15 protein-coding genes are annotated in these 21,279 nt (G+C 57.2%); 2 read left to right on the forward strand and 13 right to left on the reverse strand.

Annotated features, from left to right (window positions below):
- Positions 1–12: 12 nt before the first annotated feature.
- Complete coding sequence (locus VAE55_RS18650; RefSeq protein WP_322817220.1) at positions 13–1,509, reverse strand: DUF4129 domain-containing protein; 1,497 nt, start codon at positions 1,507–1,509, stop codon at positions 13–15.
- Positions 1,510–1,682: 173 nt separating this feature from the next.
- Between VAE55_RS18650 and VAE55_RS18655 the strand changes: the two genes are divergently transcribed.
- Both VAE55_RS18655 and VAE55_RS18660 read left to right on the forward strand, forming a co-directional pair.
- The gene (locus VAE55_RS18655) at positions 1,683–4,628 is read left to right on the forward strand and encodes a transglycosylase domain-containing protein (protein WP_322817221.1); all 2,946 of its coding nucleotides are present in this window, start codon (positions 1,683–1,685) and stop codon (positions 4,626–4,628) included.
- 364 nt (positions 4,629–4,992) lie between these two features.
- Complete coding sequence (locus VAE55_RS18660) at positions 4,993–6,330, forward strand: NAD(P)/FAD-dependent oxidoreductase (RefSeq protein ID WP_322817222.1); 1,338 nt, start codon at positions 4,993–4,995, stop codon at positions 6,328–6,330.
- 1,052 nt (positions 6,331–7,382) lie between these two features.
- Here the strand turns inward: VAE55_RS18660 and leuD are convergent.
- The 12 genes from leuD to VAE55_RS18720 all read right to left on the reverse strand — a co-directional run bounded on the left by leuD (position 7,383) and on the right by VAE55_RS18720 (position 21,276).
- Positions 7,383–7,988 carry a 3-isopropylmalate dehydratase small subunit gene (gene leuD, locus VAE55_RS18665; protein WP_322817223.1) on the reverse strand — a complete coding sequence of 202 codons (606 nt, stop codon included), beginning with the start codon at positions 7,986–7,988 and terminating at the stop codon, positions 7,383–7,385.
- 11 nt (positions 7,989–7,999) lie between these two features.
- On the reverse strand, positions 8,000–9,430 hold the full coding sequence (gene leuC, locus VAE55_RS18670; RefSeq protein ID WP_322817224.1) for a 3-isopropylmalate dehydratase large subunit: 1,431 nt from the start codon (positions 9,428–9,430) through the stop codon (positions 8,000–8,002).
- A 24-nt stretch (positions 9,431–9,454) separates the two neighbouring features.
- The gene (gene pheA, locus VAE55_RS18675; protein ID WP_322817225.1) at positions 9,455–10,309 is read right to left on the reverse strand and encodes a prephenate dehydratase; all 855 of its coding nucleotides are present in this window, start codon (positions 10,307–10,309) and stop codon (positions 9,455–9,457) included.
- A gap of 117 nt (positions 10,310–10,426) precedes the next feature.
- Entirely contained in the window at positions 10,427–12,133 is a 1,707-nt protein-coding gene (locus VAE55_RS18680) for a 2-isopropylmalate synthase (protein ID WP_322817226.1), read from the reverse strand.
- Positions 12,134–12,204: 71 nt separating this feature from the next.
- The gene (gene ilvC, locus VAE55_RS18685; protein ID WP_322817227.1) at positions 12,205–13,227 is read right to left on the reverse strand and encodes a ketol-acid reductoisomerase; all 1,023 of its coding nucleotides are present in this window, start codon (positions 13,225–13,227) and stop codon (positions 12,205–12,207) included.
- Positions 13,228–13,325: 98 nt separating this feature from the next.
- Positions 13,326–13,865 carry an acetolactate synthase small subunit gene (gene ilvN / locus VAE55_RS18690; RefSeq protein WP_322817228.1) on the reverse strand — a complete coding sequence of 180 codons (540 nt, stop codon included), beginning with the start codon at positions 13,863–13,865 and terminating at the stop codon, positions 13,326–13,328.
- Between the two features lie 38 nt (positions 13,866–13,903).
- Positions 13,904–15,646 (reverse strand): biosynthetic-type acetolactate synthase large subunit, encoded by a 1,743-nt coding sequence (ilvB, locus tag VAE55_RS18695; RefSeq protein WP_322817229.1) that lies wholly within the window; start codon positions 15,644–15,646, stop codon positions 13,904–13,906.
- Between the two features lie 897 nt (positions 15,647–16,543).
- Positions 16,544–17,122 carry a cold shock domain-containing protein gene (locus tag VAE55_RS18700; protein WP_322817230.1) on the reverse strand — a complete coding sequence of 193 codons (579 nt, stop codon included), beginning with the start codon at positions 17,120–17,122 and terminating at the stop codon, positions 16,544–16,546.
- 267 nt (positions 17,123–17,389) lie between these two features.
- The gene (locus tag VAE55_RS18705) at positions 17,390–18,517 is read right to left on the reverse strand and encodes a hypothetical protein (RefSeq protein WP_322817231.1); all 1,128 of its coding nucleotides are present in this window, start codon (positions 18,515–18,517) and stop codon (positions 17,390–17,392) included.
- Between the two features lie 109 nt (positions 18,518–18,626).
- A complete protein-coding gene (locus tag VAE55_RS18710; RefSeq protein WP_322817232.1) occupies positions 18,627–19,676 on the reverse strand; it encodes a glycosyltransferase family 4 protein in 1,050 nt (349 codons plus the stop codon).
- 4 nt (positions 19,677–19,680) lie between these two features.
- Entirely contained in the window at positions 19,681–20,061 is a 381-nt protein-coding gene (locus VAE55_RS18715; protein WP_322817233.1) for a 6-carboxytetrahydropterin synthase, read from the reverse strand.
- Between the two features lie 192 nt (positions 20,062–20,253).
- Positions 20,254–21,276: a zinc-dependent alcohol dehydrogenase gene (locus tag VAE55_RS18720; protein WP_322817234.1), complete on the reverse strand. Its 1,023-nt coding sequence runs from the start codon at positions 21,274–21,276 to the stop codon at positions 20,254–20,256.
- Between the last annotated feature and the right edge of the window lie 3 nt (positions 21,277–21,279).

A 21,279-nucleotide genomic window follows, 5' to 3' on the forward strand; every position in this document is an offset into this window, starting at 1 on the left:
CTATCTCCTATCTCACACTTTACGCCGAAAACGACGCAACAACGCGCTAAACTGTCGCCGTTCGGAGCGGTCGAAGGGCTTGCCGGCATACACCACCCGTTGATACGCCTCGGTGAGCGCCTGTAGTTCGGCGGCACCTGCGGGTAATTCATCGCTGATCCGTTCCGCATACTCTGCCGGGGTCTGCGGTGGCCGGCGGGGGTAGCCACGCGCAGTGGCGTGACGGAGCGCAGCATGGTAGCAGGCAATCACTGTATCCACCGGTCCGCTGCGGCTGCGCCGTGGGTGTGGTGGTGGGGGCGGCTCCTCTTGCGAATGCCACCAGCGCCGCAAGCCCCCAATGCGCCAGTGGCACAGGTGGTGCCACCAGCTCGTCAGCCAGGTCACGGCATTCATCCATGCCACCTTCAGCCAGGTCTGGCGGCGCACAATCCGCCAGAATGCCAGCACGGTGAGCACAGCTACGCAGAACCAGAAGATAAGGCCGGGCCATACCATCGGCTCGCTGGCGGTGGCCGGAGGGATGAGCGGCAGCTGTGGGATAGGCATCGCGGCGGAGGTTGAGTTTGTGGTGAGGAGCCAGTTGAGCAGCAGGTAGAGGAGCATTGGCAGCAGCATGATCAGACTGATCAGGCCGACGAAGAGGAGCGATGCGATGAGGCCCATGAAGATGATCAGCCCGACCAGTGAGTAGATGGCCCGGCGCCATTCTTCCGGCATGGACATCTCACGGGGAAATGGAAATACCAGCGCCAGCACAATTATCAGACCGATGAGTATCACGCTCAGCAGTCGCCAGCTTCGTCGCACATCAACTGCGACCTCGGCACCATCACTCTGCCAGTCGGCCAGGAACGCCCGCTGGCGGGCAAGTTCGATCAAGCTGAGGCCGCCGATTAAATATAGCGCAATCCAGCCGGAAAACAGATCTGCATTCCCCTGACGCCAGCTCTGAAGCCAGATCGTCAACAATCCACCCCAGCTTACGCCGCTGATGATCGCTTTGACTGCATTCCAGCGGCGAATTTTTGCATCGCTGTTGTAGAAGAGCACGTCGAGAGTGTACAGGGGCATTTTTTGAGGCGGATTTGGGGTTAAGGCCGCGATTGCAGCGATCCCGCTCCTACTGAGCATCACCACCGTAGTCAGCGCCAGCAGGCAGATGAGAAATGGAACATCGAAGAAGGCCAACGGATCAGTGATCCAGCTCATCATCGCCCGGATACCCTCGCCGCCAAAGCCCAGCGTCGCTACCAGCCGGGCCAGCACAACCAGCGCAAAAATCTCGGCGGCTAAATAGCGCAACGTGCCACCTTCCGCTTCGTGTAGGCCGGCCAGCATCCGCATCCGCAAGGCAAACGCTTCCATACCGGCGATGATACTGGCACCAATCAACCACACCGGTTGCCAACCGATCTGATCCAGGATCAGGTCGCCGATGGAAGCTAGGGGCAGCGTAATCAAAACGACAATCAGGATTGCCGGGCTGATGAGTGAAGGCTGATGCATAACCCCTCCGCCGAGTCATCGCCTGTCAGATAGCTTCTATTGTAACTGATAGAACTATCATTCGCACGTCAGATGCCATCTCGATCATGACGTGCTATACTACCTGCGATGTCTGACTATACGCGGCGCAGAGCAGGACGCTGTTAGAACACACATCAGGTTACATACATCCTATGATTCGCTCACGTCGTTTACACTCAAATGGCCGCAATAGCCGCCGTCACGTGCCGCCACATCTGTTGCGCGGGTTGCGGGGCCGATCAACGCCACGATCTGCGGTCAGTCGCTGGCTTATCAATGCGCTCCTGGCCGGACTTGGTTTGATAGCGGTGGTGATCGTCGCCATCGCTGGCTTTGCCTACAACGCCTACGCTCAGGTTGCCGAGAGTCTGAAACCGCGACTGGCCTTGCTCGATAACCGGGAATTGTTCGAGAACTCGCGTATTTTCGACCGTAACGGTGAGCTGCTGTACGAGTTTTTCGATACCGGCAAGCGCACAAAAGTGACGATTGACGAGATTAGTCCATTGTTGATTCAGGCGACGATTGCGATTGAGGATAAAACCTTCTATACCAATCCGGGCATCGATCTGGCCGGTATTGTGCGCACCCTGATTGATAGCCTGCGTGCGGGTGAAGAGACCGGTGGTGCCTCGACGATTACGCAGCAGGTGATCAAGAATAGCGTTCTCACCCCAGAAGAACGTCTCCCGGAACGACGCTACGAACGAAAACTGAAAGAGATTATCCTCGCCCAGGAGCTGGATCGCATCTATACCAAAGATCAGATTCTTGAGCTGTATCTGAATGAGAATTTTTACGGCAATCTGGCCTATGGTATTCAGGCGGCCAGTGAGGTCTATTTTGGGGTGAATGCGGCTGATCTTGATTTGAACCAGGCGTCGCTCCTTGCCGGTTTACCGCAATTACCATCGGTCTACAATCCGATTAACTATCTGGAACGCGACGAGCAGGGTGGCTATCTCCCACCCGTCTTCGTCGGCGATGACTGGCTTGACCCCAATGCCCGCCTGCCCGCCGGAACACCGCTGCCAAGGATTCGACAGGCGGCTGTGTTGCGCCGGATGATTGAGGATGGTTACATCACCGAAGCCCAGGCCCGCCAGGCATTAGCCACACCGCTGCGGTTTGCGCCGCAAGAGGCGCCCCTCAATGCGCCGCACTTCGTCTTTTATGTGCGCGACCTGCTTTTGCAACGCTACGGCGCTCAGATTGTGTATGGCGGTGGTTTGCGGATCACAACTACGCTTGACCTGCAATTGCAACGGATGGCCCAACGAACCGCCCTCGAGCGTATCACTGAACTGGAGTCGCGCAACATTCACAATGCAGCAGTCGTGATTATGCAGCCGAACACCGGCCAGATTCTGGCGATGGTTGGCAGTATTGATTACAACGCAGTCAAACCAACCACTACGCTCGGTGAGTCGGGTAATGTGCTCGACGGTCAGGTAAATGTGGCGACACGCGAGCGGCAACCCGGTTCGGCGCTGAAGCCGTTTACCTACTTGGCGGCGATGGAACAGGGGATGACCCCAGAGACGGTGTTGTGGGATGTACCAACTCGCTTTCCAACCGGTACCGGTGACTGGTACGCACCGCAAAACTATAACGGTCAGTGGAACGGGCCGCTGCGTATTCGTACCGCACTGGCAAATTCGTTGAACATGCCGGCCGTGCGGGCGCTGAAGTTTGCCGGGATTGACTACACGATCCGGTTGCTGGAACGGGTTGGAATCCGTACCGGCCTGAAACGCGGTGCCGGTTTCTACGGCCTCTCGCTGACGCTCGGTGGCGGTGAGGTGTCGCCGCTGGAGCTGACGACTGCGTACAACACCCTGGCCAGCGGTGGTCGTTACTTTGCGCCGGTCGCCATCCTGGAGATTACCGACTCGCAGGGTCGCGTGCTTGAACGTTTTACCCAAACTCCTGGCGAGGAGGTGGTTGATCCGGCGCTGGTTGCGATTATCTCCGACATGCTCAGCGATGATCGTGCGCGTCAGGCCATTTGGGGGCTGAATAGCCCGCTCCGGCTTAGCCTGCCGGCTGCGGTTAAGACCGGTACCACCAATGATTGGCGCGACGCCTGGGCAGTAGGCTATACACCGTTTGTGACGGTTGGTGTCTGGACAGGCAACAATAACAATGAACCAACAGCCCGGGTCGAGAGTCTGACCGGCGGTGGTATTATCTGGCGCAATGTGATGGAAAACATCTTTCGGCTGATCGCCGAAGATGAGCGGTACCGTGACCTGTTCGCCGCGCCCTTCCCCAACGGCGAAATTCAAACCGAATTTGTGCTGCCCGAAGAGCTTGTACGACGCCCGATCTGTGAACTGCCCGGCCCATTCGGCGGCTATCGTGAAGAGCTATTTACGCTTGATATGATCAAGCGGCTGGAAGAAGCGGCGCAACCGACACCGGAAGCGACCACCGGCGATGCGATCCCGACCGAAGGCTTCTGCTCGGCCTACACAAAAGTACGTGTTGTCCGGATTCCGACCCCGGAAGAGTGGACAACCAGCGGCGAGCTACGCCCCAATCCGCCACCGCCGCCGCCGACAGACCCCAAAGCACCACCGTTGTCGCAAGATCTCAGTGCCTTGACCGATGGTGCTTATTGCCGACCGGCGCCTGATGCTGCCTATCCGCCGGAGCTGGTACGGGACATCTACCTGTGGAAGCTGCCACCGCCCGATCCTGATGAAGAGGTTGAGTATAAGTGGCGTGGCGGTGATGCAACGGTTCCGCTCAAGTACGAAGAGCTGCCGGAGTGTACCCCGGCAATGTTTGAGCCACCGATCCCGGTGCCACCGGTTGAAGGTGCTATCCTGATGCCCGATCTGCGTCGGTTGGGTGAAAATCAGGCGAAAGAAGTGCTGGCGCTGTTGGGCATTGACCCCGGTCGGATTTACGTTGATTACCAGGGGCCAGATCGCGCCGGCGAGGATTATTATCGGTATGGGCCGTATGTGGTACTGAGTTCACTTCCGGCAGCGGGCGAATGGATCTTGCCGGACACAACTATCGTGCTTGGCATTCGCGCACCTGATCCAAACCCTGAACCACCGGCACCAGACGATACTGAGGGAAATTGAGGCTACTGAACAACCGTACAACAACGTTCACGGAGTCGGGCAGGGTTTATCGCTGGGTGAGTCAGGCTAAAACCCTGCCTGATAATCTGCAAGCCCTGTTGGGACTACGCATCCGCTGCCTGACCACCCTCCCTGTCGTTCGACCGGCCCTGCTGTCCTTTCAGGCCGTGAGGCAGGGTTTCAACCCGCCGACTGTTGAACCCACCGTCTCCTCAACCCACTGCTCATCATCAACCCACCGCCCTCTTGTAACCTTTTGGCGGCTGATTGCATCATCGTTATATAGTGGGTGAATGTACGATAGATTGCATAATTGCAGGACAGGTAGTAGCATTACCGTCAGCTAATATCCGGGAGAGACGTAATGAAGCAGATTGTCGTAATTGGCGGTGGAGCTGCCGGTGTGGAAGCAGCAGTTGCTGCCGCCCAGGGCAACACAAAGGTAACACTGGTCAGCGAAGGACCAATTGGCGGCCGTACCGGTTGGGACAGCCTGCTACCGAGCAAAGTCTGGCTCCACGCCGCCGAGGTTGCCGGTATCGCGACAGCAGCAGCCGGTGAGGGCGTGGCTATTAACGGGGTACAGGTCGATCCGGCAGCCGTCTTACAACGGATCAAACACGTTGCAACGCGATGGAGCGAGCACGAGCAACAGCGGCTGCAAGCGGCTGGGGTTACCGTTGTCCAGGGAGTGGCTGCCTTCAGCAGTCCTCACCAATTGACAATCCAGACTCAGGAAGGCCAGCAAACGATTACCGCCGATGCTGTCATCATTGCGACCGGTTCTGTTCCCCGCTTCCCCCCGACGATGAAACCGGACGGGCAGCGGATCATCGCGCCGCGCTTTGCCAGCCATCTTCATATCCTACCCAACGACATCATCGTAATCGGTGGTGGCCCAACCGGCAGCGAATTTACCTCGCTCTTCAGTCGGCTGGGTGTCAAAGTGACCTGGCTGGTTGGTAGCCCTGGTGTTTTGCCGATGTTTGCCACCAACGCCCGTTCAACCCTGGCCGCAGCGATGCAGGCCCACGGTGTCGAGATACACCAGGTTGATGTCGAACGGGCCGAGCGCACGGAAGAGGGGGTGAGCGTTCTCGCGGCAGACGGCACTACTTATACGGCGGCCATGGCATTCCTAGCGATTGGCCGCACGCCCGATCTGAGCCGGCTCAACCTTGGTGCTGCCGGCCTGACCGTCGAGGCGAATGGTCAACTAACCGTTGACAACTACGGACGCACTTCGGTTAACCACATCTTCGCGGTCGGCGATGCGGCGGGCGGGCCAATGCTGGCTAACCGTGCGCTGGCGCAGGCGTGGATCGCCGGGCGCACCGCAGCCGACCTGCTGGCACCGGGGTACTGCCCGCACACCATCGTGCATGCCGTCTACACTGTGCCCGAAGTTGCCCAGGTGGGACTGGTCATGGATACAGAGCTGTCACGTATCCGCGCTGAATATGGCTCGTCGCTCAAGTCCTACCTTGGTGCAGAGACATCTGGCTGGATCGAGCTGACCTTTGACCCGATCACCCGTCAGGTTCGTGGTGGCGTAGCGGTGGGCGATCACGCTGCCGATCTGTTGGCACCAGTTGCCCTGGCGATCCAGACTGGCGCTACCCTGGCCGATCTGGCAGCCGTGTTTGCCGCCTATCCAACGTTAAGCGAGACTGTTTTTGCCGCGGCGCGCACAGTATGGTAAAGTGATGGGCTGAGACCCTTATCAGATTGGTCAACGCGCACCGGTCACTTCAAGACTATAGAGTGATACCCTTCCCACCAGGGGCGAGGCGCGGGAGAGAGGAGAGGGGCGTGCTCTGCATCACGTCCCTCTCCCTATTCTTCTGCTTCCGATGGGTTCGGGTAGGGACAGCAAATATGCGCTAATATCAAATCTGGTGTCGTAGAGTGTATAACCTGTAATCCGACAATCACCCTGCCACCACACCTGCACACGGAAGTGTGCAATTAGTGTTCCCCCCTCCCTACCCAGCCGTCGCACGTTTCGGCGAGGATACCGTCGCCAGACAGGATTGCCCGTGGCGCATTGTTTGGAGTGCGGCAGCCATGCTTGCCGCGCCAGCCGTGCTGACGATCAGGGGCATGTTGTAGCGGTTTTCACGCGAGTCATGGGGATACTGTGCGGGTAGATCACGTCCGTCGGGTCTGATCATCCGTGATGAGTCGACGGCGCGTGAGCGATGGTGTAGGTTGTGGAGCAGACGTCCGGCCTGCCTATCAGCCACTTTTCGCTCTCGTCCGATGACGAATGATAGACAACTCAGTCGGCAAATCTCATCACTGGGTCGATGAGCAACAATGCGTCCATCAGCAGTGATGCACGGTATCGATGAAGATGTGATCCAGCGCAACGGCTATCGTATCAGGCAACCCCAGCGCATGCTTCTGATCTCCCCTCTCCCGCACGCCGCAGCGTGGGAGAGGGGCCGGGGTGAGAGCGTTCAAAGCGTCCTTACGTCCTATCTCTTGCCCAAGCGCATAGATGTTGTGTCCACCCTTGAACCCCAACGGGGCATGGCGCATCACTCTGCTGCAACCAGCTGGCGTATCACGCTCGTTTATGTCACGCCAGTGCTGTACCTGAACGCGACTGCGCATGAATTTAGTTGACAGCGCCGACCTACCAATGACTCGCCGGTGTCACACTCGGTGGTGCGCCAGCACAGTTCCGATAGCCAGAATGATGCGCACTATCAGCCGAGACTTGATATACGTCGTGTCCTCTCCTCGTGCTCAGCGAGTCTTCACCGGCTGCGGATGGCTGGCTTCGTAGGCGACAATCGCCTCTTCCTGTTGGAGCAGGAAACCGAGTTGATCGACCCCATGTAGCAGACAGTATTTGCTAAATGCATCAATCGGAAAATGCACTTGTCGGCCATCCGGCAAGGTCACCGTTTGGGCTGCCAGATCAATCGTCAGATGCATCTGTGGATCGGCCGCATAACGGGCAACCAGCTCATCGTAGACGGCCTGATCAATCGTTACCGGCAGCAAGCCTATCTTGAGCGAATTACTGCGAAAGATGTCAGCGAACGATGGTGCCAGCACGGCTTTGAACCCGTAGTCCTGCAATGCCCAGGGGGCGTGCTCGCGCGAGCTGCCACAGCCAAAATTGCGCCCACTGATCAGAATGGTTGCCCCGGCAGCTTCCGGTCGGTTCAGCGGAAAATCGGGATTGGGTGTGCCGTCTGCCTGGTAGCGCCACGCCTCGAAGAGACCGGCAGCCAGACCGCTGCGATCAGTCACTTTGAGAAAGCGGGCTGGGATGATCTGATCGGTATCAATATTTTCCACCGGCAACACGACAGTTTTGCCGGTAATGGTTGAAACTGGTTCCATGAGACTCTCCTCTAGTTCAACAACGTGCGCGGATCGGTGACTACGCCTGTGATGGCCGCCGCCGCTGCCGTGAGTGGACTGGCCAGCATCGTGCGTGCTCCTGGCCCCTGCCGACCCTCAAAGTTACGGTTCGAGGTGCTGACGGCGTATTTACCCGGTGGCACTTTGTCGTCGTTCATACCCAGACAGGCGCTGCAACCGGCTTCACGCCATTCGGCACCGGCTTCTTTGAAGATACGATCTAACCCTTCGGTCTCGGCAGCGCGCTTGACCTGCTGCGATCCGGGAACCACCATCACCCGCACGCCGGGGGCCACCTTGCGTCCACGGAAAAATTGGGCTGCCTGCCGCAAATCTGACAATCGGGAGTTGGTGCAGGAACCGATGAAGACGACATCAACCGGGTGGCCCAGAAGCGGTTTGCCGGGTTCAAGCCCCATGTACGCCAGTGCCTTGTCGAGCGCAGCCCGGCTCCGTGCATCGGGCATATCCTCCGGGCGTGGCACCGGAGCGTCAATAGGAATGCCCATACCGGGGTTGGTACCATAGGTAATCATTGGTTTCAGTTCACTGGCCGAGAGGGTTAACTTGTGATCGAAGGTTGCTCCCTCGTCACTGGGGAGTGTTCGCCACCTTGCTATGGCAGCCTCGAAATCGGCACCCTTCGGTGCGAAGGGGCGGCTGGCAATATACTCGAAGGTTGTATCGTCGGGTGCGACCATACCGGCCCGTGCCCCACCTTCGATGCTCATATTGCAGATCGTCATCCGCTCTTCCATCGACAGCGCACGGATCGCTTCACCCATGTACTCGAAGACGTACCCCGTACCGCCGCCGACGCCATATTTGGCGATCAGCGCCAGAATAATGTCCTTGGCGGTGACTCCTGGCCCGAGTCGGCCATCAATCCGTACCGCACATGTCTTGGGCTTGCGTTGGAGCAGACATTGGGTTGCCAGCACGTGGCCAACTTCCGAGGTGCCGATGCCGAAAGCCAACGCACCAAAAGCGCCGTGCGTGCTGGTGTGACTATCACCACAAACGATAGTCATTCCCGGTTGCGTCAATCCTTGTTCTGGCCCAATGACGTGCACAATGCCCTGATTCTCGTCACCTAATTCAAAAAGCGGAATCCCAAACTCAGCGCAGTTTTTTCGTAGTTGTTCAAGCTGGCTGATTGCCATTGGGTCAACGACGGGAATGATGCCAAGATGATTACGCGGCGTGGTCGGTGTGCTGTGATCCATCGTCGCCAGCGTCTTGTCGGGTCGGCGAACCCGCAGCCCGCGCTGGCGTAATTCCGTGAACGCCTGTGGGGAGGTTACCTCGTGAATGAGGTGCAGATCGATGTAGAGTACGGCAGGCGTTTCAGCGGTTTCTGGTCGTACCAAGTGTGCTTCCCACACTTTCTCAAACAGGGTGCGCGGTTTAGGTTTATTCATCTTTGCTCTCCTCCTTGCCGCAACCTACGACGTATGCTTACCGTTAGTGCCACGCCAGCGCGGATAGCTACCAAAGATTTTCAGCATGCCCGTATGCCGGCGAATGCGTTCGAGGGCTTGGGCAACGTGTGGTTCGCGGCGGTGTCCATTGATATCAACCAGAAAGATGTATTGACCGAGAATCGCACGGGTTGGGCGCGATTCGAGCTTCGTCATATTAATATTTTCGACGGCCAGCTCCTGGAGAGCGCTCACCAGGCTACCGGGTCGATCCTCGCGGGTAAATCCAAAACAGAAGCTGGTTTTGTCATCACCGGTGGGTGGGGCATCCTCGCGGGCCAGCACGATGAAGCGTGTGACATTGTGTGGGCTATCGGCAATCTCACGGGCCAGGATCGTTGCCCCAACTAGTTCGGCTGCGCGCAGGGTGCCAATGGCTGCCGCTGGCCGTTCATCGGCCAGCGCCTCGGCGGGAGCAGCCGAATTGCTTAGCGAAGCGACGGTAGCCACGCCGGGCAGGCAGCGCTCAACAAAGCGCCGACACTGGGCCAGTGATTGCGGATGCGCGTACAGCACCTTAATATCGCTCAATTGTAAACCGGGGCGGGCCAGCAGATAGTGGCGAATTGGCACGACAATCTCGCCGGCGATTTGCAATTCCGTCTCGTGGATCAGCAGATCAAGCGTATAGCTGACGCTGCCTTCCAACAAGTTTTCAATCGGTAACACCCCGACGGTTGCCGCTTCTGTTTCAATAGCCGTGACCACAGCGGGAATACTGACCAGCGGTAGCAATCGTGCCTCCCGTCCTGCGGCGTAGGCAAGCGCTGCTTCTTCACTGAAGGTTCCCGGTGGGCCAAGGTAGGCAATGGTTTGCATATGTGTACTGACGCAGGTGTGTTGCAGGCGAGATGCCGGGTCACTCTTGGGGCATCTCGGTGTCGTAGTTATCTTGGCGGGAAGTATATATTTCCCGCCAAGATCGCACAAGATTATCTACCCAAGCGTACTACCACCGAAAATGTCAACCGGTAGTGTCCCACTTTCCCCGCTGTAGCCGGCGGCATATGCCACTGCTTCAGCCTTGATTCGCTCCTGACGGGCAGCCAGCATCTTGTTAAGGGCCGCCATGTAGGCTTGTGCTGCGGCCACAATCGTATCGGTATGCACGCCGTAGCCACTAAATATCTGCTGTGCCGGTCGGCGACCGGTCAGGCTAGTTACCGTACTGCTGCTCTCGTTCAGACGGGCCGGTGCTCCCTGTTCGCGAATACGCACAGTCACTTCAGCGACTGCATCAAGCCCTTCGGTGATCGCATTGATCGAGAACTCGATTAACTCATTCGGACGCTGAATAATGCGGTTAATCGCCTGATAGACCGCATCAACCGGGCCGGTACCCTGGGCGCTGTCGATCTTGGTCTGCCCATCAGGACCGATCAGCCGTACAGTCGCCGTGGGAATCATGCCGATACCCGACGCATACTGAACGTGATCGAGTTTGTATAACTCAGGTGCATGCTGCATCTCACCGGCGACCAGCGCCTCAATATCGCGGTCGTCAACCTTCTTCTTGCGGTCACACAAATCTTTGAAGCGGGCGAAGACGTGCTGGAATTCTTCCTCGTTGAGCTTGTAGCCCTTCTCTTCGAGATATTTGCGGAAGGCGTGGCGTCCAGAGTGCTTGCCGAGCACCAGGGTATTGCTGTCGAGGCCGACCGTCTCGGCACTCATAATCTCATACGTTTGCCGGTACTTCAAGACGCCATCCTGGTGAATGCCCGACTCATGGGCAAAGGCATTGGCACCGACAATGGCCTTGTTGGGCGGTACCGGTACGCCGATGAAGCTGCTCACCAGGCGCGATGTGCGAGCAATTTCGCGCGTCTCTACGCGAGTGCGCAGACCGTAGTACTGTTGACGAGTGTGCAGGGCCATCACCACTTCTTCGAGCGAAGCGTTACCGGCCCGTTCGCCGATGCCGTTGATGGTACATTCGACCTGCCGCGCCCCTGCCCGCACGCCGGCCAGCGAGTTGGCTACTGCCATGCCCAGATCGTCGTGGCAGTGGGTCGAGAGGATACAGCGTTCGATGCCCGGTACATTCTCGCGTAGATCACGGATCATCGCCCCGTACTCGTCAGGGGTGAGGTACCCAACCGTATCAGGAATATTGAGCGTCGTTGCGCCGGCGGCCACAGCAACCGCTACCGCTTCACGCAGGAAGAGCGGATCGGTACGACCGGCATCCATCGGTGAGAATTCGACATCTTCGCACAACGAGCGTGCATAGCTGACCATCTCGTGAATCAGGGCCAGCGCTTCGGCGCGTGTCTTGCGAAATTGATATTCCAGATGGATGTCTGAAGTTGACATAAACGTGTGAATGCGCTTTTTGGCTGCCGGCTGAATTGCACTCCACGCCTTGTCGATGTCGTCGCGATTGGCACGCGCCAGCGCGGCGATAATCGGGCCGTCGGGAGTACCAACTTCGCGGGCAATTTCGTGCACTGCTGCCCAGTCGCCGGGGGAAGCTGCCGGAAAACCGGCCTCGATAATGTCAACCCGCAGCCGGGCCAACTGGCGGGCAACCTCCAGCTTCTCTTCCAGAGTCATCGTACAGCCGGGAGCCTGTTCACCATCGCGCAGGGTTGTGTCAAAGATACGGACGTACTCTACACTCGGTTCAGTGGTGTTGCTCATGGGTACCTCCTGTGATGTGGTGGTGTGTCGTGGCCGGAGCAACTACCGGCCACGATCTATGCAATCTACTCTCAGGCGCCACCTTCACCCGGCTTGACTTCGCGCGGGTTGACGAAAGGCATCATACGGCGCAGCTCACGACCAATCTGCTCAATCGGATGGTTAATATCAGCCTGTCGGTAGGCGTTGAAGCGCGGTCGGCCATTGTGATTCTCATCGATCCAGTCTTCGGCAAAGGCACCGCTCTGGATATCGGCCAGAATCTGGCGCATAACGGCACGGGTCTGATCGGTAATGATCTTCGGCCCCGCTGTGTAATCGCCCCACTCAGCGGTATCGCTAACCGAGTAGCGCATGTAGTTGAGACCACCCTGGTAGAAGAGGTCAACGATCAGCTTCAGCTCGTGCATACACTCGAAGTAGGCGACTTCTGGCTGATAACCGGCCTCGACCAGGGTCTCGAAAGCGGCCTTGACCAGTGCGCTCACGCCACCGCACAAGACAACCTGTTCCCCGAAGAGGTCGGTCTCGGTCTCTTCAGCAAAGGTTGTGCGCAACACGCCGGCACGGGTGCAGCCAAGTCCTTTGGCGTAGGCGAGCGCATCCTCGAATGCCCCTCCGCTTGCATCTTGCTCAACCGCAATCAATGCCGGTACACCACCACCCTGCACGAAGACCTCGCGTACTCGATGACCGGGCGCTTTCGGGGCGACCATGCTGACATCGATACCCTGGGGCGGGATGATCTGCCCAAAGCGGATATTGAACCCGTGCGCGAACATAAGCGTTTTACCGGGTTCCATTGCCGGTGCAATATGCTCGCGGTAGAGGTCGGCCTGGCCGATGTCAGGGGTCAGGATCATCACGATCTGCGCTTCGCGGGCAGCCTCGGCTACCGTCATCACTTTCAAGCCGGCGGCTTCGACCTTAGTCCAGCTCTTCGAGCCGGGGTAAAGACCGACGCGCACATCGAGGCCACTGTCGGCAAGGTTACGGGCATGGGCGTGGCCCTGGCTACCGAAGCCGATAATAGCAATCGGCTTGTTTTTCAAGCGGTTGAGATCAGCCTGATTGTCGTAGTACAGTTCTGCCATGATTCTCTCATTCCTCACTCTCATGCGATGTCCGCTGCATCGCGCACGGCGGTAAGAACCACTGAGACGCCCAAAGCGGGCGTCTCAGTAGCTGACGATTAATTGAGAACCGGTACGGATGCACCATTCGTTGCCGGCTCAACGTACTGTTCAGCGTTGTGGCCGCGTGCGCCACGTACCATTGCGATGCGACCGGTGCGCATCATTTCTTTGATCCCGTAAGGGCGTACTACCTCGATGAAGTTCTCGACCTTGCCTGGCGTACCGGTCATTTCGATGATCATCGTGTTGCTGCCGACATCGACGATACGCGCTCCAAAGACACTGCACATCGAGATGATCTCGTGGCGTACTGCCGGTGGTGCATGCAGTTTGATCATGGTCATTTCACGCTCAACCGTTGGATCATCGGTGACATCACTTACCTTGATCACCTCGATCAGGCGGTAGAGTTGCTTAACCACCTGCTCGACATCTTCCGACTCTACAACCAGCGTTAGCCGGCTAACGCCGGGTGCTTCGCTGTGCCCAACGGCCAGGCTTTCGATGTTATAGCCGCGACGGCGCACCAACCCGGTCACACGGCTCAGCACACCGGGTCGATCTTGCACGAGGGCGACGATGGTATGTTTCTTCATTGTCTGCTACTCCTTTATCTCACAAGGTTGTCTGCGCCCTACGCCTGCAATTCAGACAAGATCATCTCGCCGATAGATTTGTTCTGGGGCACCATCGGGAAGACGTTGACCTCCCGCTCAACCCGGAAATCGATCAGGACTGGGCCATCGGTAGCGTGTGCTTCGTCAATGGCATCCTGCACATCCTCGCTACGTTCGACAGTCAGCCCCTTCCAGCCATAAGCCTCTGCCAGTTTAGCAAAGTCGGGGCCGGAGAGAGGTGTTCCGCTGTACCGCTTGTGCTCGAACAGCTCCTGCCACTGCCGTACCATGCCGAGATACCCGTTGTTGATGACGGCTATCTTGACATTCTTCAACCCTTCCTGCACGATGGTCGCCATCTCTTGATTGGTCATCTGGAAGCCACCGTCGCCAACAATGGCCCAGACTGTATCGTTGGGGCAGGCGATTGCCACTCCCATGGCTGCCGGCACTGCAAAACCCATCGTTCCGGCACCACCCGATGTAATATGCGTGCGTGGGCCATGGTTCCAGTCGATCAGTTGTGCTGCCCACATCTGGTGCTGACCAACATCGGTTACCACCCGATAGTTGCCGCGTGCGTTCAGAGTGCGGCTCAGCGCCTCGTAGACATCGTGCGGTGGCAAGGCCATATTTGCCATCGCGGCCCGGTTCTTGTACTGCTGCTTCCCCTGGTGCTTATCCTGCATCTCGCGGATGTGTTCCATCCAGTCTGAAGCATGCGTGTGCAGATCGGCCAGCTCGCTGGGCGGGGGCAAATCTTCTAGGAATGCCTGCAACACCAGCCGGGCGTCGCCGACAATCGGCACGTCAACTCGCACGTTCTTACCAATCTCAGAGGGATCAATGTCAACGTGAATGATGCGGGCGTTGGGGGCAAAGGTACTGGCCTTACCGGTCACCCGGTCGTCGAAGCGACCGCCGATGTTGAAGAGAACGTCGCACTCCTGAATGGCGCGATTGACATGCACCCAGCCGTGCATACCCGGCATACCAATGCTCAGCGGATGATTCTCAGGGATAGCGCCAATGCCGTGCAGGGTGGTAATCACCGGAATCCGCAACCGTTCGGCAAACTCTTGCAGCTCGCGGTGCGCACCCGCCATGATGATGCCGTGACCGGCGATGATCAACGGCTTCTTCGCGCTGATCAGAAGCTTAATCGCTTCCCGAATCTGACGGCGGTTGCCCTGGTAGGTTGGCTTGTAGCCGGGCAGATTGAGCTTGATGTCCCAGTTCGGTACCGTCGTCTTCTGCATCGCGTCTTTGGTAATGTCGATCAGCACCGGCCCAGGTCGTCCGGTTGTAGCGATGTAAATCGCCTCCTTGAAGACATAGGCCAGCTCATCGACATTCTTCACCAGATAATTGTGCTTGGTAATCGGCATTGTAATCCCGGTAATGTCCGTTTCCTGGAAGGCATCCTTACCGAGAACGTGACTGCCGACCTGTCCGGTAATTGCCAGCAAGGGCGTACTGTCCATCATCGCATCGGCAATTGGCGTAACCAGATTGGTCGCGCCGGGGCCACTGGTACCGATACAGACCCCGATCTTGCCGGTGGCACGGGCATACCCCTCGGCGGCGTGACCGGCTCCCTGCTCGTGGCGACACAACACATGGCGCAGCCGGTCGCGATAATCCCACATCGCGTAGTAGAAGGGCATGATGGCACCGCCGGGAATGCCGAACATCACTTCGACTCCCTCTCGGATGAGGGCTTCACACATAATCTGGGCGCCGGTAAGAGGTTTGGTCATCGAACTTACTCCTGTCCACAATGAGTCTGTAACCGAGCTTTTGCGACACAGCCATAGGTAGCGGTCATTAGCGCAACCCTGCGCTATGCCGTTCCAAACGACCAGGTCTATAGCCAACGAGCCACAGCAATGGGGCAATACGCCGCTACTCACTCCGCTGTGAGTACCCGAACGCGTAGCGATGCGTCGGTAGGCGACGGTGAACTAAATTGAATACTGGATGCCGGTGAGATGCTATCGGTACGAAAACGAGTTGCAGCTGCCATGCCTGTCGTTGCCATACGTGCAGGTTGTGTTTGATGAGCCGCACCACGTTGATCCTCACCCGGGTACTAAAAAACCTCCCGAACATCGGGAGGTTCAGTCTTGCATCCTGATCTGGGGCTTTGCGTCCTTCCCCTCCCTAAACACGTTTGCTCCACCCGCCAATAAGGCTAAGGAGGAGTACGAGTACGAGAAGGATAAGGCTTGCAAAGTGAGCAAACATAGATTTGTATTCTTTACCCAAATTGGCGATCCGCAAAGAGGATACCACAGAGCGTCGGGTTTGTCAACAGGTCAGGCACAACCTTGCCACCGCCGCTGGGGGAGGAGAGAGGGGATATCCGCGCTGGGGGAGGGAGGCATTCTCCTGCCCCCAGCGGGGGCGGGCTGGGGTGGGGGTGTTCTTCCGCTCCGCGCCTCCGCTCCACCCTCACCCTGGCGCTGACTCTGAGCACGACTGCGCGTGTACTCGTTCGTGCGTCGGTAATGAACCACCAGCGAATCGCCGGTGGTTTGTCCGGCAGTACTCTGGCATAGGCGTGACGCCCTAAATAATGTACAGTGGCGGTCAAGATTTGATAGTACGATGCGGGAGTGGCTCACCCCCAACCCGATTCCAGGGTGCTGTGCTTTCTATCTCCCCGCTCTACGCCATCCCGCTTCAATCGCTTCCTGTTCGGTACAGAACCAGCGCTCGCCGTATTCTTCACGAATACGGACGCTGTCGTAGTCTCGCATGCCGGGCAGATGGTAGATTTTCTCGCCGGTATCAATGGAGATGTTTCCTTTGATGACACACTCAGGTGGGCCGGGACGCTTGGCAAAGATTTGAGCCACGGTTGTTGTGACAGTATCACCTGCAAATGCAACTATAAAGAGGCCTCCTGCCACAAAGAAAAGCGCGATAACTGTCAACAGCAGTACAACATCGGTGAGGCCCCAGGGCCGACTTTTTTTACGGTGTTGACGAAAATACGATCTGCGGCGAGGAGCAGGTAAGCCCTCAATCCAGGCGTAATCGGCGTAGATTTTGCCATCTCGATCAATAGCAGTGGTGTAGAAGATTGTGTCGCCTACGACTGGACGACGGGGAATGCGACCAAAGGCGGTGATGTGAATGAACGTTCTTTCCTTATAAGGGTCAACGATAAATCCATACCCTTCCTCATCGTGCCATACGCTGAGTGTGCCTTGCTTCAATGTGGTGTCCATAATTGGTGCTTATCTGACATGAATGCGAGGGCGTATACAACGAAATATTGTACTATTGCCGATAAAAATTGACAATAGTACTCAAGTACTCTCATTCCTGGTACTGCAATTTACGAGCTGCTCATGAAGCAACATGTGTGCTGATACAGGTGATAGCAACAAACGGCGGGCGAAGATTGTGACTTCGCCCACTTGTAGTAGCGGTTTGGCGTAAAGTTCAGTTGTGCCAACGATAATTGCAGGTTACCCCTGCGCATAGGTTGCACCTTACGATAAGGCGAGCAAAATGGTCACACTGGTCTTATTATCAACCACCGAGACAAAAATGCTTACATTTCGCCCATCCTTGCTAAAGCTGAGCTGGTAATCGCTACCATATTGACTGACTCCACCAGCCTGCCAGCCCTGGGCTACCATCTCGGTCTGGTAGAAGGAGACAATCTTATCCGGTGAATCGGTCGTTTCAAAGCTGATCAGGTCGCCCATCTGAACCTTGTTGCTGATATTCGCCGGTAGGGGAATATCGGCACCTGCAGACTGCTGCTGGGCACAGGTTTCGGGAAGGGTGATACCGGTATTGGCTGCTAGTTGGGTGACGTTGTATTCCCAACGGATGTTGCTCAGTTGGCCGGGGAACGGTGTTACTCCTTCTTCCATGGCAATATTTGTGATTATGCCGGTAAGTTCACCAATATGCCGCACAACAACCGCCGGGTTTTGGGCAACCCAGATTTCGCCTTTGGACTGACCCTGGTAGTTGGCGGTCTGTTCGCTAATGGTAAAGGTGTAACGATCTGTGGTAAACCCGTTGATCTGCACCCCTCGTTCAACAAGCTGGGCGTCTGAGAGACTGCCGATCAGTGTGTCGGGAGTGAGCATGCTCCCATTGAACAGATCCATGTCTCCCATAGCCAGACAATACGGCTGATTGCTGTCTTCTACATACTGATACACCTGATCGTCGATCTGAATGTTGGCAATGCGAACTAATCCAGATTCGGGCGATGTATTTTCAATTGTGAGGCTGCGATCACCGTTTGTGAGAATAATCTGCTGTAATAGCAGATTGAAAGGTTCGGCGTCCTTGCCCGACTCCTGTGCTGTTCCTTCCATTTTCATTTCTATGCGGACATTACCCAATCCGCTCAAGTCAGTGTTGGTGCTCAAGACCGGTGGTTTTTCTGTAGTAGTACTGCCAGATGTGGTGGGGGCAGCAGTGGTTGGGGCAGAAGTTGGTGATGTGGCATTTCCGGCGGGGCGAGGGGTGCGGGTTGGGCGGGCTTCTTCGGTCGTTGGCGTGGGCTGTGAACTGCTGGTTGCGCCACCGCCACAGGCTGCCAGTAACAGAACCAGGGCGGTAGTGATCAGAGTAAGAATTTTATTGGGTCTGGCCATCGAAATTGCTCCTTTGTGTAGGGATGATCGCAGACGTCTGGAATTAACACTACCGGATATTGTAGCATGCGAGAGAAGGTCTCATAAGGGTAGTGAGATAACGATTTTGTCAGATCGATACTTGACGTCGTTGCATGTATGCCGATTCGATGGCGTGTAAGAGGTGTTGGGCAGTGTCCTGCCAGCATGGGAGGATACTTGCTCGTTGCCGGGCAGCAGTGCTCAAGTGCTGACGCAGGTGTGCGTCGCGCATTGCAGTGCGTAAGGCAATGCTCAATGCCTGCTCGTCGTCGGGGGGAACGAGTATCCCGCCGGTGCCAACCAGGGCTGGTACCGGCCCGACTGCGCCGGCGATCACCGGCAACCCACAGGCCAACGCTTCGGCGAAGACCAATCCATACCCTTCAAACCGCGAAGGTAAGGCAAACAGACTGGCCCGCGCATAGCGTTCGGCCAGTTCGTCATCTGCGAGGACGCCACGCACAATCACGTTGGCCGGACAGTGCTGGATGGCCTGCCAGACCTCGCCGGCATACACCGGATCGGCATCACTTTCACCGATCAGCTCCAGCCGCCAGGGATGCTCTGCTACCTGCCCCCACACCCGTACCAGATGAGCCAGATTCTTGCGCGGAATCCATTGTGCGACGGCGATAACCAGTTCTTCCCGCATCTCGACTGTCGGCATTCGTCTCAGAAGACGGTCACAACCACCAGAAGCAATGTGAATGCGGGTAGGTTCAACGCCGCGCACAATCAATGTGTTGGCTCCATCATCGCTGACTGCAACCAGTACATCAGTCCGCAGCAGCATCTGTTCCCATTCGTACTCACGTGAATCGCTTGCTCCGGCAACTGTCGGCAGTTCGTGAACCAGTGTCACTACCGGAGATAGCCGCTGCCAATGCGTCAGCCAGGGTGCCACAACGGCGCGGGCCAGTGCATCAACAACAATCACATCATAGCGGCCTGCTTCAACCAGTTGACCGGCGCGGTCTCTTGCTTCGATCTGTCCGGCAACGTCTGCCGGTCCCAGCACGATCTCCTCGATCGGTTGATTGTGAGCCTGCCAGCACCGAAAGACCTCGCGATGGTAGAGGTAGCCGCCGGTACGCCGTTGTGGATCGCCGACAGTGAGAAACGCAATGCGCAGGGCCATACCTTCATCCTTCCAGCCTGCTCTGATAACTGGCGAAGGCTTGCGGATTTTCCCAGATGCGCACAGTGAGCGTGAGTAAACCAACACCACGAATGGCAGCCGCAATCCGATCCCAACAATAGTGCGCCACGTTTTCAGCAGTGGTATTCACGTTCTCCAGACCGGCGACAGTACCCAAATCACGGTAGTGCAGGTCGGCAATAATGGCGTTGACCGCCTCTTGCAGGCGTGTAATGTCGAAAAGGGTGCCGTCCGCTTGCAGATGCTCTCCGCTCACAATAGCCTCTAGCCGGTAGGTATGCCCGTGCATCCGGGTGGCCGGGCCGAAGTTCCCTTCCAAACGATGAGCCGCTTCAAACTGGGCAATGACGCCGACTTCATACATACGTCTCTCCTTTGCACAGAGCGCGAGGTCTTCGTTTCTCAGAAATCCGGGCCATCGTCTACTGGCCCGTGTATATCGGGAAGTATCGCATCCTTCCAGACGATAGTTTTCGTTCGCTGCACAACGCCTGTTCACCACACCAGCACGGCCCGGGGACGAGAGTGATTCTGGCGGGCACACTACTCCCATCGTTCACGTTTGTGGTGCGTGCTCCGCATACGTCAGCATCACCTGCACCAGCCCTGGCAGTTCCTGGTTAAGTAGATCGTACGCTGCTGCGGCTTGCACAAAAGGAATGCGGTGGCTGATCAATTCGTTCAGGTATAAGCGCGGTAAGAGGTTCATCACGGTGACGCTCCGCCGTGTATAATCCCAGCGTGGCAGCGTCTCCGGTGCCAACCGACCAACCTGTGATGAGCGTAAACGTATCCGACCACGGTGAAAGTGCCCTCCCAGCATCAGCGATGCCGGTTTTTGCCCGTACCACGACGCGACTACAACCAGCCCCTCTACCGCGGTTAGTTCAATCGCCTGTTGTAACGCGGCTGGCGATCCGCTCACCTCAACTACTATATCAGCCCCCCGTCCATCGGTGAGTTCGGCAATTGTTGCCGGATCAGCCTGGGTAAGGGTTGTAGCACCAAATTGGGCTGCCAGCGCACGACGATGCGCATCAGGTTCGACAGCAATGACCTGCGCACCGGTTCGTTGCAAGAGCTGAGTGACCAGCAAGCCAACGACGCCCTGTCCCAGCACAACAACAGTTTCGCCCAGCCTTGGTGCTGCATCGTGGCAAATCGTTAGCGCTGTTTCGACGTTGGCGTAGAACCCACCCAATGCCGGATCAAGGGTGTCTGGTAGTCGTTTGACCAGATGCGCCGGTAGGGTGAAGATGCTCTGGTGCGGATGGAGTGCCGCGATCGGATCACCAATCTGAAGCTGCTCAACCCCTGGGCCAACATCGATGACTCTGCCGGCGATGGCGTAACCGTATTTGATGGGAAACGCAAAACTTCCTTGCAGCGTTGGCAGATCGAGGGCCAGGGTTGGATCGACCTCACCGCGGTAGACCAAGCGTTCGGTGCCGTGACTGATCAATGATGTAATTGCGGCGATCCGTACTTCACCGTAAGCCGGTGGTGGGGCAATCTCATCACGGATGCTCACCGTGTAGGGGGCGGTAAACCAGATGGCCTGTGCGGATAAAGGTTTCATACT

The sequence above is a fragment of the Chloroflexus sp. genome, from assembly GCF_034432675.1.
Lineage (GTDB): Bacteria > Chloroflexota > Chloroflexia > Chloroflexales > Chloroflexaceae > Chloroflexus.